The organism is Sphingobium sp. RAC03 (assembly GCF_001713415.1).
GTDB lineage: Bacteria > Pseudomonadota > Alphaproteobacteria > Sphingomonadales > Sphingomonadaceae > Sphingobium.
The window spans coordinates 346,973-359,524 of record NZ_CP016456.1; the positions used below are offsets into that span (position 1 = coordinate 346,973).

Annotated in this window: 11 protein-coding genes; 2 read left to right on the forward strand and 9 right to left on the reverse strand. The window is 63.7% G+C overall.

The window, feature by feature from the left end; genetic code table 11:
• Nucleotides 1-10 precede the first annotated feature (10 nt).
• The 4 genes from BSY17_RS06280 to rimP all read right to left on the reverse strand — a co-directional run bounded on the left by BSY17_RS06280 (nucleotide 11) and on the right by rimP (nucleotide 3,098).
• Nucleotides 11-679 carry a DUF448 domain-containing protein gene (locus BSY17_RS06280; protein WP_037473768.1) on the reverse strand — a complete coding sequence of 223 codons (669 nt, stop codon included), beginning with the start codon at nucleotides 677-679 and terminating at the stop codon, nucleotides 11-13.
• 63 nt (nucleotides 680-742) lie between these two features.
• Nucleotides 743-982: a tautomerase family protein gene (locus tag BSY17_RS06285; protein WP_037473771.1), complete on the reverse strand. Its 240-nt coding sequence runs from the start codon at nucleotides 980-982 to the stop codon at nucleotides 743-745.
• Between the two features lie 6 nt (nucleotides 983-988).
• Entirely contained in the window at nucleotides 989-2,560 is a 1,572-nt protein-coding gene (gene nusA / locus BSY17_RS06290; RefSeq protein WP_037473774.1) for a transcription termination factor NusA, read from the reverse strand.
• Between the two features lie 13 nt (nucleotides 2,561-2,573).
• On the reverse strand, nucleotides 2,574-3,098 hold the full coding sequence (gene rimP / locus BSY17_RS06295; protein ID WP_069064856.1) for a ribosome maturation protein RimP: 525 nt from the start codon (nucleotides 3,096-3,098) through the stop codon (nucleotides 2,574-2,576).
• 189 nt (nucleotides 3,099-3,287) lie between these two features.
• Between rimP and BSY17_RS06300 the strand changes: the two genes are divergently transcribed.
• Together BSY17_RS06300 and BSY17_RS06305 are read left to right on the forward strand one after the other, a co-directional pair.
• Nucleotides 3,288-4,424, forward strand: a complete 1,137-nt coding sequence (locus tag BSY17_RS06300) for a PQQ-dependent sugar dehydrogenase (protein ID WP_069064857.1) — start codon at nucleotides 3,288-3,290, stop codon at nucleotides 4,422-4,424.
• An 82-nt stretch (nucleotides 4,425-4,506) separates the two neighbouring features.
• Complete coding sequence (locus BSY17_RS06305; RefSeq protein ID WP_069064858.1) at nucleotides 4,507-5,619, forward strand: NADH:flavin oxidoreductase/NADH oxidase; 1,113 nt, start codon at nucleotides 4,507-4,509, stop codon at nucleotides 5,617-5,619.
• Between the two features lie 42 nt (nucleotides 5,620-5,661).
• Here the strand turns inward: BSY17_RS06305 and BSY17_RS06310 are convergent, their stop codons facing one another.
• The 5 genes from BSY17_RS06310 to BSY17_RS06330 form a co-directional block, all read right to left on the reverse strand.
• Nucleotides 5,662-7,296: a CTP synthase gene (locus BSY17_RS06310; RefSeq protein ID WP_069064859.1), complete on the reverse strand. Its 1,635-nt coding sequence runs from the start codon at nucleotides 7,294-7,296 to the stop codon at nucleotides 5,662-5,664.
• A gap of 90 nt (nucleotides 7,297-7,386) precedes the next feature.
• Entirely contained in the window at nucleotides 7,387-7,761 is a 375-nt protein-coding gene (gene secG / locus BSY17_RS06315) for a preprotein translocase subunit SecG (protein ID WP_069066823.1), read from the reverse strand.
• 146 nt (nucleotides 7,762-7,907) lie between these two features.
• Nucleotides 7,908-9,035, reverse strand: a complete 1,128-nt coding sequence (locus BSY17_RS06320; protein WP_069064860.1) for a glycosyltransferase family 2 protein — start codon at nucleotides 9,033-9,035, stop codon at nucleotides 7,908-7,910.
• Between the two features lie 2 nt (nucleotides 9,036-9,037).
• Nucleotides 9,038-10,387, reverse strand: coding sequence for a sugar transferase (locus tag BSY17_RS06325; protein ID WP_069066824.1), 1,350 nt, complete (start codon nucleotides 10,385-10,387; stop codon nucleotides 9,038-9,040).
• A gap of 261 nt (nucleotides 10,388-10,648) precedes the next feature.
• The gene (locus BSY17_RS06330) at nucleotides 10,649-12,544 is read right to left on the reverse strand and encodes an XrtA/PEP-CTERM system amidotransferase (RefSeq protein WP_069064861.1); all 1,896 of its coding nucleotides are present in this window, start codon (nucleotides 12,542-12,544) and stop codon (nucleotides 10,649-10,651) included.
• Nucleotides 12,545-12,552: the final 8 nt, after the last annotated feature.

A 12,552-nucleotide genomic window follows, 5' to 3' on the forward strand; every position in this document is an offset into this window, starting at 1 on the left:
GACGCCTTATTTATACGTTTGCCTGGACGCCCGGCGCATCGGTGGAGCGTGGCTCCCCATGCACAGGCGCCTCAGCAGCGCAACCCAGATAGCTTTCCAATCGGCCGATGGCCGCACGCAGACGCGACGCCGCACGCGAGTCGGTCACTGCGATATGGACGACATTGTCGCGCCCCATTGCCATAGATAGGGCGTTGCGGTCCACAGGCAAGACGATGCCCGCAAGATCCGTGCCTTCCGCTTCCTGTCCGACGCGCAGCGCCTGGTCCAGTTTGCGGTTGCCGTCAGGCGCCGCATCCATTGCGTGGAGCAGCAACCGCACCTGGCCCTTGCGGCAGGCGACGTCAATCTTTTCCGATCCGGTCAGCAGCATCGACGCGCGCGATTCCAGCCCCAGCCGGTCAAGCAGCGCGCGGCGCAGCCCGGTTTCGATTTGCTCCGCCAGATCGTCGGGGATCGCCAGTTCGCCGGTCTTGAAAGCGCGGGCGATGGCCCCGCGCAACTTGCCCTTGGCCAGCGCCACTTCCAGTTCGGCGCGCGACACGCCGATCCAGGCACCGCGTCCCGGCGCCTTGGCGCGCAGGTCGGGGAGCAACTGATCCTCCGGGCCGATGGCCAGGCGGATGAGATGGTCGGGGTCGGCGCGGTCGCCGGTCAATATGCATTTGCGTTCGGTCATGCCTGCCCCTCCGCCAAAACGGATGAACTGGCAACCCCAACGCTATTGGATAGGCCTAAACGCTCATCGGGGAGTGTCCGCAACATTGGCGTCCTCCCTTGATAAAGCTACAACCGGCGCGCGGTCAGCCAGAAGCTGACCCGCCGCGCCATAATTCTCGGTCGAAATCTCCGAAATCACCACCTGCACCGCAGCCGCAGGCTTTCCCAGCCGCTCAACGAGCGACTGGGTGACGTCGGCAACGATCGCGGCTTTTTGCGCGCGGGTTGCCGTGCCGGCCAGACGGATATCGACAAATGGCATCTTGGCTCAGGCTTCCTCGTCTTCGAACCAATGCGCACGGGCGGCCATGATGATCTCATTGCCCTGCTCGTCCGACAGGCCGTAGGCGGCCAGGATGCCGCCCTTGTCCTCGGTCGTTTCGCTCTTGCGGCGGCGTTGATCAACGCGCTTCTTCTGCACCAGTTCGTCGGTGGCCAAGTCGGCCAGATCGTCGAGCGTCTTGATGCCCGCCTTGCCCAGCGTCACCAGCATGGCTTCGGTGAGGTGCGGCATGTCGGCCAGCGCATCTTCGACGCCCAGCGCCTGACGCTCTTCACGCGCAGCGGCTTCCCGACGATCAAGCGCTTCCTGCGCACGATTCTGCAGTTCGGCGGCGAGGTCTTCGTCGAAACCTTCGATCCCGGCCAGTTCCTCGACGCTGACATAGGCGACTTCTTCCAGCTCGCCAAAGCCTTCGGCGACCAGCAGCTGCGAGAGCGTTTCGTCCACGTCCAGTTCGTTCTGGAACAGTTCGGAGCGCGACACGAATTCCTTCTGGCGCTTCTCGCTGGCGTCAGCCTCGGTCATGATGTCGATCGCCTTGCCGGTCAATTGGCTGGCGAGGCGGACATTCTGGCCGCGACGGCCGATGGCGAGGCTGAGCTGGTCGTCGGGGACGACCACTTCGATCCGCTCTTCTTCTTCATCGATGACGACACGGCTGACCTGCGCGGGCTGCAGCGCGTTGACGACGAATGTCGCGGTATCTTCCGACCAAGGGATGATGTCGATCTTTTCGCCCTGCATTTCCTGCACGACGGCTTGCACGCGGCTGCCCTTCATGCCGACGCAGGCGCCGACCGGATCAATGCTGCTATCGCGGCTGATGACGCCGATCTTGGCGCGGCTGCCCGGATCGCGGGCGGCGGCCATGATGGTGATGACGCCGTCATAGATTTCGGGGACTTCCTGCGCGAACAGCTTCTTCATGAATTCGGGATGGGCGCGGGACAGGAAAATCTGCGGTCCGCGATTTTCGCGGCGGACGTTCAGCACGACCGAGCGAATCCGGTCACCGACCCGGACGACTTCGCGCGGGATCTGCTGGTCGCGGCGGATGACGCCCTCGGCCCGGCCGAGATTGACGACGACATGGCCGAATTCGACGGATTTCACGACGCCGGTGATGATCTCACCCACGCGGTCCTTGAATTCTTCATGCTGACGCTCACGCTCGGCATCGCGGACCTTCTGGAAGATCACCTGCTTGGCCGACTGGGCGTCGATACGACCCAAGTCGATGGCGGGCAGCGGATCGACGATGAAGTCGCCGACGACCGAGTCCGCCTTGAGCTTCTGCGCGGCCTTCAGATCGACCTGCTTGAAATAATCCTCGACGGTGTCGACCACCTCGACCACGCGCCACAGGCGCAGGTCGCCGGTTTCCGGGTCCAGCTTGGCACGGATGTCATTTTCAGCGCCATAGCGGGCGCGCGCGGCGCGCTGGATCGCATCCTCCATCGCCTCGATGACGATGGCCTTGTCGATCATCTTTTCCGACGCCACCGAATTGGCGATGGCGATCAGTTCTGCCCGGTTGGCGGAAATGGCGTTGGCCATGACTTATGAACCCTTATTCTTCGGTTTCAAATTCATCCGCCCCATCGGAGGAAAGCGGCATGGTAGCAGAAATCAGCGCGTCGGTCAGCACCAGCTTGGCACCATCGATCAGGCCGAAGGGGATGACGACGTCGCCAGCCTTGGTATCGCGAAACTGAATATCCTCGCCCTCGACCCCGCCAAGGATGCCCTTGAAGGTCTTGCGCCCCTCGATCGCCTCGGTCACGGTGATGCGCGCTTCGAACCCGCCCCATTCGACAAAGTCGTGCAGGCGGGTGAGCGGGCGGTCGATGCCGGGCGAACTGACTTCGAGGCGATAGGCTTCCTCGATCGGATCGACCTCATCCAGCAAATCGGACAGGCGGCGCGACAAAGCCGCGCAATCCTCGATCACCAACTGCTTGGTTTCGGGCCGTTCGGCCATGATCTGGAGCGTGCGATCATCGCCCGATCCGAACAGCTTGATCCGCACAAGGTCAAAGCCCAAAGCCTTCGCCTCAGGTTCGATCAACGCTGTCAGTGCGGCGATGTCCGCCATGCGATCTCCAAATCCAGATATATGCGCGCTTTCGCTGCCGCAGGCTGGTAGCCTGCGACCCTGACATGTTTGACGATGTAAGGAAGCAAGGCCGATATAGGCGGACACCATTAAATCTGCAACATTAATCGTCGCCACTCATTCTATCGCTCAAGACCCACCTGTGAACGCTCATAACCGGAGATCGCGATGCGCCGTATAGCCATGACCGCCCTGCCCCTCATCCTCATGGCCTGTTCGGCCGAAAACGCCACGGGCCAGAATGCGGCCGCGCCTGCCGACAAGCCCTTTGCCACCGCCACCATCGCGGATTTCGATTCGCCCTGGGCGATGACTTTCCTGCCCGACGGCCGCGCGCTGGTGACGGAGAAGGCGGGCGAGATGCTGTTGTTCGATCCCAAGAATGGCACGAAAATCCCGATCGCGGGCATCCCGACCGTCGATAGCGCCGGACAAGGCGGATTGATGGACGTCGTCCTGTCGCCTGGCTTCGCGCAGGACAAGATGGTCTATTTCAGCTTTTCCGAAAGCCGTGACGGCGGCAAGGGCGTCGCGCTGGCTAAGGGCGGCTTTGCGCAGGCGAGCGACGGGACGACCAGCCTGACCGACGTGCAGGTAATTTTCCGCGCCAGCCCCTATGTCGAGGGCAATGGCCATTATTCCGGGCGCGTCGCCTTTTCGCCCGACGGCAAATATCTGTTCTTCACCAATGGCGAGCGGCAGAAATTCGATCCGGCCCAAGACCCCAAATCGACCCTGGGCAAAGTGTTGCGCCTCAATCCCGACGGCACCCCGGCGGCAGGCAATCCGCTGGCGGCCAAGGGCTTTCATCCCGCCATCTGGTCCTATGGCCATCGCAACCTGCTCGGCATCGCCTTTGACGCCGATGGCCGCCTGTGGGAGCAGGAAATGGGGCCAAAGGGCGGCGACGAGGTGAACCTCATCAAGCCGGGCCTCAACTATGGCTACCCCACCGTGTCGAACGGCAGCCATTATGACGGCCGCGACATTCCCGACCATAAGCCGGGCGATGGCTTCGAAGCGCCCAAGGTCAGCTGGAATCCGGTGATTTCGCCGGGTGGCCTGCTCTATTATTCGGGCGATATGTTCCCGGCCTGGAAGGGATCGCTGTTCATCGGCGGCCTGTCGAGCAAGGCGCTGGTCCGGGTCAAGCTGGACGGCGACAATGCCGCCAAGGGCGATCAGTGGGACATGGGCGCGCGCATCCGCGATGTCGACCAGGGGCCGGACGGCGCGCTGTGGGTGCTGGAGGATGGCGGTGATGGCTCACAAGGCCGGTTGTTGAAACTGACGCCCAAGCGCTGACGATAAGCGCAATGCCCTCGATCGACGATCCGTGCGGTCGAGGGCAAAGTGCCGGAAGGCTTCACCATTCGAAAGGTAGCGCATGAGTGGCCCCAAATTATTCGAGCCGATAACGGTCGGCGGCCTGACACTGGACAACCGCATCGTCATCGCGCCGATGTGCCAATATTCGGCCGTCGATGGCCAGATGAATGATTGGCATCAGATCCATCTGGGGCAGTTGGCGCTGTCCGGCGCGGGATTGCTGACGATCGAGGCCAGTGCCGTATTGCCCGAAGGCCGGATCAGCCATGCCGATGTCGGGTTGTGGGATGATGCGACCCAAGCGGCGATGCAACAGGTGCTGGACAGCGTGCGCCGCCATTCCGACATGCCGATTGCGATTCAGTTGGGCCATGCCGGTCGCAAGGCATCGACGCACGTCCCCTGGCAGGGGGGCAAGCAAATTGCGCCGGACGCGGTCAATGGCTGGCAGACCGTTGCTCCGTCAGCCCTGCCCTTCACGCCCGGTAGCGTTGCGCCGCGCGCTCTGGATCGCGATGGCATTGCCAAGCTGATCGAGGCGTTTGTGAGCGCAGCGAAACGCGCGCATCATCTGGGCATCGACGCCATCCAATTGCACGGCGCGCATGGTTATCTGCTGCATCAATTTCTCTCGCCCCTCTCCAACCAGCGGGACGATGATTATGGCGGCACGCTGGACAATCGGATGCGCCTACCGCTGGAAATCTTCGATGCCGTCCGCGCGGCCTTCCCTGCCGACAAGCCGGTGACGATGCGTGTGTCCGGCACGGACTGGGTGGCGGGCGGATGGGATATCGAGCAGACCATCGCCTTCGCCAAAGCGCTGGAGGCGCGGGGTTGCGCGGCCATCCATGTGTCGAGCGGCGGGCTGCATCCCGATCAAGCGATACCGGTTGGTCCAAGCTATCAGGTGCCTCTGGCCCGCGCGGTAAAGCAGGCCGTGTCCATACCGGTCGTCGCCGTCGGCCTGATCACCGACTTCGAGCAGGCCGAAGCGATTGTCGGGACGGGAGACGCGGATATGATCGCGATCGCGCGGACCATCCTCTACGATCCACGCTGGCCATGGCATGCGGCGGCGCATCTGGGTGCCACCGTCAAGGCGCCCAACCAATATCTGCGGTGCCAGCCGCGCCAATATCGCCATCTGTTCGACGCCGCCCGTCCCTGAACGCCGACAAAAAAAGGGAGCGTCGAAGCGCTCCCTTTTTCTTTACACCAACCGGCTCTGCTTGACCGCCGCTTCGATGAAGCTGGCGAACAGGGGATGCGGGTCGAAGGGTTTGGATTTCAGTTCCGGGTGGAACTGGACGCCGACGAACCAGGGATGGTCGGGGCGTTCGACGATTTCGGGCAGCGTGCCGTCCGGCGACATGCCGGAGAAGAGCAGCCCGCCCTTTTCCAGTGGCTCGCGATAGCCGGCATTGACTTCATAGCGATGGCGGTGCCGTTCGCTGATTTCGGTGGTGCCATAGACGCCAGCGACGACGCTATTGCCGGTCAGTTTGGCGGGATAAGCGCCCAGCCGCATGGTGCCGCCCAGGTCGGTTTCGGCGGTGCGCTTCTGCAAGCCCTCGGTGCTCATCCATTCGGTGATGAGGCCGACAACCGGCTCGCTGGTTTCGCCAAATTCGGTGGTCGAGGCATGGGCAATGCCCGCCGTGTTCCGCGCGCCTTCGATGCAGGCCATCTGCATGCCGAGGCATATGCCGAAGAAGGGCACGCCGCGTTCGCGCGCGAACTGGACCGAGGCAATCTTGCCTTCCGACCCGCGCACGCCGAAGCCGCCGGGGACCAGGATGCCGTGCATCGGTTCGAGCCGGGCGGTGATGTCCGAATCCGCTTCCTCGAACAGTTCCGCGTCGATCCACTTGATGTTGACCTTCACCCGATTGGCAAGGCCGCCATGGTGGAGCGCTTCGTGCAGCGATTTATAGGCGTCGAGCAGGCCGACATATTTGCCGACCACGCCGATCGTCACTTCGCCTTCGGGGTTCTGCTGCCGGTCCATGATGTCGTCCCACCGCTCCATCGAGGGCTCAGGCGCATCATCGATGCCAAAGGCGCGCAGGACTTCGGCGTCCAGCCCTTCGGCATGATATTGCTGGGGCACGGCATAGATGCTGGAGGCGTCGAGCGCGGGGATCACCGCTTCGGGACGCACGTTGCAGAAGAGCGCGATCTTCTTGCGCTCGCTTTCGGGCAAGGGATGTTCGCAGCGGCACAGCAAGATGTCCGGCTGGATGCCGAGCGAGGTCAGTTCGCGGACGCTATGCTGGGTCGGCTTGGTCTTCAATTCGCCGGCCGCCGCGATGTAGGGCACCAGCGTCACATGGACGAAGATCGATTGGCCACGATCGAGGTCGTTATGCAGCTGGCGAATCGCCTCCATGAAGGGCAGCGATTCGATATCGCCCACGGTGCCGCCGATCTCGCACAGGACGAAGTCGAGACCGTCGGTATCGGCGAGGGCGAACGCCTTGATCTCGTCCGTGACGTGTGGAATGACCTGTACGGTTGCGCCCAGATAATCGCCGCGCCGTTCGCGCTGGATGATCGTCTGATAGACGCGGCCCTGCGTGACATTGTCCGACTGGCGCGCGGAAACGCCGGTAAAGCGTTCATAATGGCCAAGGTCGAGGTCGGTTTCCGCCCCGTCATCGGTCACATAGACTTCGCCATGCTGATAGGGGGACATGGTCCCCGGATCGACGTTGAGATAGGGGTCGAATTTCCGAATGCGGACGCGATAGCCCCTCGCTTGCAGCAGCGCTGCAAGGGATGCGGCCATGAGGCCTTTTCCGAGCGAGGAGACCACGCCGCCGGTGATGAATATATACCGCGCCATGGGAGAGAAGGGTTAGCCTTTCGGAACAACAAAGGGCAAGCGCGCGAATCCACGCGCGCTTAAAAAAGATCAGCGATGTCGATGAACGGTTTAGTTGGCGAGGGGAACCGCGCCGTTGGCCGCCGCACCATTGCCGACCGAATCAGCTGCACCGGCCAGCGGATCGACGGTGCCGGCCGCGGGCGCGCTTTGGCTCGTCGGCGCCTGCCGCACCAGGGAGGTGTCGATGTCGGTCGGGGCATGGCGCACCGCCGCGATCACCGCCATGGCGATCGACAACAGCACGAAGACCGTCGCCAGGATGGAGGTGGACCGGGTGAGGAAATCCGCCGCGCCGCGCGCCGACATGAAGCCAGCCGGGCTACCACCCACGCCCAGCCCGCCGCCTTCCGACTTCTGCATCAGGATGACGGTGACCAGCAGGGCGGCCACGATGGCCTGCACGACGAGAAGAAAAGTGAACATGCGACGGGTTTCTGTCCGGGTAAGGAGGGCGTTGCCGGGCACATAGCGACGAAGCGACGCGGGGGCAACCGCCGCTTTGTCGTTCGGCCGATCGGGAGAGGTCGCGACGTTCAAATATCCTCCTTCGGCGGGGGAGGATTTATCGATCAGCGTGACTTGGCTGGATTCCAGGTCGTGACGGTGCGGCCGGTCATGGCTTTGACCACGCCCTGCAAGGTGGCGGCATAGGCGATCATGATATCGACCAGCGCCGCGAACGGCCCGCTTTTCGCGCGGACACCGGCCCAGATGGTCAGAGCGACGGCCAGGGCGCCGACCATGTAGAGCATGGGCGAAATCCGCATCGCCAGCGTGCCCGCAGCAATCGCGCCGGTCAGGATGAAGATGCCGCCGAACCAGCGGACGATCTTGCGCGAGGCATATTTGAAGCGATCGATCGCGCGCATTTGGCGCAGTTGCGGGCGCAGATGGACATGGGTGTGCCAGGCACGGGCAGCTATGCGCACCTTGCGGCGATATTCATCCTTGCGCCCCGTCACCAGCCGTTCGCGGGCGATGACGTCCTTGGCCTTGATCAGGCGCTTGCCCGCGAACACGACGGCCATCGAGACGGTGAGGTCATCCAGCACGCTGTCGGGGAAATCGGGATAGAGGCTGCGGCGGATCGAGAAGATCGAACCGTCGGCGCCCAGCACATTGCCGGTGCGCGATTCTTCGTCTTTCAGCCGTTCCTCGATCCGCCAGTAGAGCGAGCCGACCGAAGCGGTCGCGCTTTCATCCGCGCCGATATAGTGGAGCGATCCCAACACGCCGCCAATAGCCGGGTCGGCATAGCGGGCGAGCAGATTGTCGATGGCGTCGCCGTCCAGCAGGACATTGGCGTCGGTGAAGATCAGCACGTCGCCACTGGCGCGGGCGGCGAGTTGCTTCATGCCATGCGCCTTGCCGCTGCGGCCGGGGCCACGGATCACGGTAACGAGATCGCCTTGGGCCGCGATCAGATCACCGGTGCCGTCGGACGAGCCATCGTCGAAGGCCAGGCATTCCAGCCCTGGATGGCGGGCCTTGAGCATCGCGATATTGGCGAGCTTTTCCGGCATCGCATGGGCTTCATTAAAGGCGCAGAAGAGCAGCGAGGCGCTGGGCGGCGTGGTCGCTGTCCGCGCTTCGGGAAGCGTCGGTAAAGCGCGCAGAATCAAGGGGTAGAAGAGGAAGGGCCACAGCAAAGCGAACAGCGAAGCGGACAGTAGAACGCCTATCAGCAGGTCGGTCATGCTCAATAGGCCTTGTGGTGGACGAGGACGCCCAAGGTCGCGACGATGATGCGCAGGTCGCGCCAGACCGACCAGTCGCTGACATATTCCAGGTCCGATTGGAGCCGGTCGATCAGATCCTGATGATGGTCGGTCGATCCGCGATGGCCGCGCACCTGGGCGAGGCCGGTCATGCCGGGCTTGATGCAGTGGCGCGCCCAATAGCGGGGGTCGACTTCCCAATAGAGGCTGTCCCCTGCCCGCGCGGCGGCGGCATGGGGGCGCGGGCCAACGATGCTCATATCACCTTCTAACACATTGAAAAGTTGAGGTAATTCGTCAATGCTCGTCCTACGCAGGAAGGCGCCGATCGGGGTCACGCGGTCATCGTCCCGCTTGGTTAGCGTTGCGGCCTTCGCGTCGCTGGCCTCTGTCCGCATCGAACGGAATTTGTAGATGGAGAAGGAGCGGCCATCCTTGCCGATACGCGGCTGGCGGAAGAGGATGGGACCAGGGCTGGTCAGTTTCACCGCCAGCGCCGCGCCGATCAGGATGGGCAAGAGCAGGATGGTGGCGAGCGTGGCGACGATCAGGTCGAACAGCCGCTTGATCAGCCGGTCGCGGAATTGCAGCGGTCCGCCCGCGACGATGATGGTCGGCTGGCCGTCAAATTCGGCGACTCGCGCAGGCGCAAAACGCAGCAGTTCGGGCACGACGATCTCGCCGCGCGCCGACAGTGATTTGAGCGCCGCCGACCAGTCGGCCATCCGGTCGAGCGGACAGGCGACGATCACCCGTTCGGCCATGCCGACCGCGCTCGCCAGCCGCGCCGCCATGTCGGCATCATGGCGTTCGGGGCGAAGGTCGATGGCGGCGGCTTCGATGACGGTCATGTGCGGCCCGGTGGCGATCATTACGCCATCCATGATGACGACGGTGAGGTCGGGCACGGCGCCCAGCACCTGGCTCGCCAGCCGCGCGATCGCGAGGCGCACCAGTGCGACGGCAAGACCGCCGAGGCCAAGGCCGGTTACGAAGGTGAGGCGCGACAATTGTTCGGCCATCTTGCCGAGGTAGACGATCAGCAGCATGAGCAGCGCCGCCTGGACCAGTGCCCAGAGCGCGCGGACGATGCCGCGCCGGACATTGTTGATGCTCTGAATGCCATAGCCGCCGCCCTGCACCGCCAGCAGCGCGTAGAGGGGCGCGATCATCGCGAACATGACGAGGCCGTGCGGCTTGCCCGGTTCGCCCCATAGCGCGCCCAGCACGAACCAATTAGCGGCGAGGAAGGCGCAGAACAGCCCGGCCATGTCCCCACCCAGGCACAGCGCGTAAAGCCGGAACCGCACGATTTCCTTGGAAACTGTCACTGCTGCGCTCTGATCATCGCCATGCGCTCCGTTGGCACCGGGCGGCGCGGGTTGCAAGGGGGTGGGATGAGAGTCGGCCTGTGTTGGTCCTCCCTTGCAGGGGATCAGTGCGCGATGGGGTCATCACATACACTTCGTCATTGCCGCGAAGGTGGCAATCCATCTCCCGCCTTATCCCCTTGATTTTAGGTTGGGAGATGGGTCCCCGCCTTCGCGGGGATGACGAAATCTGGGAACTCCGCTTCAAGGAAGAACCTAGCTCTACACCCCGAACAGGCGCGTCAGCGATTTGTCGAGCATCAGCAGTTGCCACAACAGGCGGCCATGGTCGGCGACGCCGGAGCGGTGGTCGGTGGCGATGCGGGCGAGCATGGCGCTGTCGAACCATTCGGTGCGGGCCAGCGCCGATCCGCCCGCGATGGCAGTGGCTTCGCCCGCGAGCGCGCCGCGGAACCAGGCGCTGATCGGCGTGACGAAGCCCATTTTCTGGCGATAGAGTATGTCCTGCGGCAGATAAGGCTCCATCGCCTTTTTCAGCAGATATTTGCCGCTATTGCCGCGAATACGCTGGCTGACCGGCAGGCGCGCGGCAAATTCGACGAGGCGATGGTCGAGCAAGGGTTCGCGCGCTTCTAAACTGACGGCCATGCTCATCCGGTCGGTCTTGGTCAGGATGTCGCCGGGCAGCCAATATTTGATGTCGGCATATTGCGCGCGGTCGAGCGCGTCGCGCGCAGGTGCGTTGGCCATCGCCTTCACATAGCGATCTTCGGCGCGATAGCCGCCGAGCCGTCCCTTGACCTCCTGCGTGAAGAGGCGTTGGCGCAGGGCGTGGGGGGTGATGCCGACCGACGCGGCATAGGCTTCGCCGCCGCCGCCCGCCAGTTCGAGGAAGGTCGATTTGGCCCGCAGCGCGCGCGGTGCCCAATCAGCCTTGGGATAATATTTGCCGAGCGTTCCGAACAGCGGTTCACGGATCGAGGCGGGGATGAGGCCGCGGATGCGTTCGCCCTGCATCTGGAAACGGTGGCGGCGATAGCCCGCAAAGGCTTCATCCGCGCCATCGCCCGACAGTGCGACCGTCACCTGTTCGCGCGCCAGTTCGCACACGCGGAAGGTCGGCAGCGCGGAGGCATCGGCAAAGGGTTCGTCGAAATGGAAGGCGAGCCGGTCGATCAGGCCATAATCGTCGGGGGAGACGATGCGGCTGCGGTGATCGGTGGCGAAGCGCCGGGCGATGCGGTCGGCATAAGCGGTTTCGTCGAGCGCGGCGACGTCGAAGCCGATGGTGCAGGTCTTGACCGCCTGGCTCGACGCCTCGGCCATCAACGCGACGACGCTGCTGCTGTCCACGCCACCCGACAGGAAGGCACCCAGCGGCACGTCGGCGACCATGCGCGAGCGGACGGCCTGCCGCATCAGGGCGACCAGTTCCTCTTCCGATTCCTGGGGCGAGGATTTGGTGCGGTCGGCGAAGCTGACATCCCAATAACGATGCGGCTGGGGCAAGGGACGGCCGCGCACCAGGCGGAGCGTTTCGCCCGCGCCCAACTTGCGCACGCCCGCAACCAGGCAGGCATCGTCGGGAACATAACCATAGGCCATATAATCTTCGAGCGCGGACAGGTCCGGCGCGCGGCGCAGCAGCGGATGGGCGAGCAGGCTTTTGAGTTCAGATCCGAAGATCAGGCTGCCGTCGGACAGCAAGGCATAATGAAGCGGCTTGACCCCCAGCCGGTCGCGCACCAGCCAGAGCGACTGGGCGCGTGCATCGAACAGGGCGAAGGCGAACATGCCGTTGAAACGGTGGACGCACTCCTCGCCCCATTGGCGATAGCCGTGGAGGATGACTTCGGTGTCGCTATGGGTGCGAAAGACATGGCCCTTCGCCTCCAGTTCGGCGCGGACTTCGGCGAAATTATAGATTTCCCCGTTGAATATGACCGCCAACGCCTCGTCGTCGGTCAGCATCGGTTGCGCGCCCGATTCCAGGTCGATGATCGAGAGGCGCAGATGCCCAAGGCCTACGCCCGGCGCGGTCCAGATGCCGCTGCCATCCGGGCCGCGATGCGGCATCGCATCGAGCATGGCGCGGACCCGCGCGGGATCGACCGGCTTGGCCGTTTCCAGATGAAAAATACCCGCTATGCCGCACATGCGAACCT

Bases quoted from the DNA above. Each gene is read 5' to 3' on its own strand.
- BSY17_RS06320 (WP_069064860.1), bottom strand. From the start codon at position 9,035: ATGACCGACCTGCTGATAGGCGTTCTACTGTCCGCTTCGCTGTTCGCT.
- BSY17_RS06330 (WP_069064861.1), bottom strand. From the start codon at position 12,544: ATGTGCGGCATAGCGGGTATTTTTCATCTGGAAACGGCCAAGCCGGTC.
- nusA (WP_037473774.1), bottom strand. From the start codon at position 2,560: ATGGCCAACGCCATTTCCGCCAACCGGGCAGAACTGATCGCCATCGCC.
- BSY17_RS06310 (WP_069064859.1), bottom strand. From the start codon at position 7,296: ATGGCGCGGTATATATTCATCACCGGCGGCGTGGTCTCCTCGCTCGGA.
- secG (WP_069066823.1), bottom strand. From the start codon at position 7,761: ATGTTCACTTTTCTTCTCGTCGTGCAGGCCATCGTGGCCGCCCTGCTG.
- BSY17_RS06285 (WP_037473771.1), bottom strand. From the start codon at position 982: ATGCCATTTGTCGATATCCGTCTGGCCGGCACGGCAACCCGCGCGCAA.
- BSY17_RS06280 (WP_037473768.1), bottom strand. From the start codon at position 679: ATGACCGAACGCAAATGCATATTGACCGGCGACCGCGCCGACCCCGAC.
- rimP (WP_069064856.1), bottom strand. From the start codon at position 3,098: ATGGCGGACATCGCCGCACTGACAGCGTTGATCGAACCTGAGGCGAAG.
- BSY17_RS06305 (WP_069064858.1), top strand. From the start codon at position 4,507: ATGAGTGGCCCCAAATTATTCGAGCCGATAACGGTCGGCGGCCTGACA.
- BSY17_RS06300 (WP_069064857.1), top strand. From the start codon at position 3,288: ATGCGCCGTATAGCCATGACCGCCCTGCCCCTCATCCTCATGGCCTGT.